At 66.7% G+C, this 612-nt stretch carries 1 protein-coding gene; it reads left to right on the forward strand.

What is annotated here, in order from left to right; translation table 11 throughout:
- The first annotated feature begins 71 nt into the window (after positions 1-71).
- Entirely contained in the window at positions 72-521 is a 450-nt protein-coding gene (locus UK23_RS47305; protein WP_045318425.1) for a hypothetical protein, read from the forward strand.
- Positions 522-612 lie beyond the last annotated feature (91 nt).

Here is a 612-nt window from a genome sequence, read left to right on the forward strand (position 1 = left end):
GATGAAGGGCTCCTTCATCCACGTCAGGTGGATGAAGGAGCCCTTCATCCATGTCGCCACAGGGATGAAGCGTGGGATTCTTCGGCACGTACGCGTATGAGAACGGCCAGTGGAAGACGCTGTCCGAAGGCGAGCTGCCGCCGCTGGTGGAGCCGTTCCTGTGGATCGACATCCACGACAGCGACATCACCTCGGTCGTCTACGCCCCCGCAGGGCCGGGCACCGGCGTCGCCTACCTCGGCCTGACGCCGCGCACCTACTTCGAGAACCCCAGCGCCTCCGACCCGACGGACGTCCTGCGCGAGGCGGCGGGGCTGGCCGCGTGGTGGGCGCTGCACAACTCGGGCGACGTCACCGCCAAGCAGGCGGAGCTCCTCGGCTACCTGGCGTCGGACGAGAACCCGGACGACTTCTCGCTGGACGAGGAACAGGACGTCGAGGACGTCGACGTGTTCGTCGAGCTCAAGACGGCGCGGTTCCTGGAGGTGCTGGACCTGCCGCTGCCTACCGAGCTCCGATGAACCAAGCTGACGCAGGGGTCCCCCGCCAAGGCACGGCCCCGGCAAAGTCGTTTGTCCTGAATGCAAGGCGGGCACGGCGCTCGTTGATCAT

It is taken from the genome of Lentzea aerocolonigenes, from assembly GCF_000955955.1.
Lineage (GTDB): Bacteria > Actinomycetota > Actinomycetes > Mycobacteriales > Pseudonocardiaceae > Lentzea > Lentzea aerocolonigenes_A.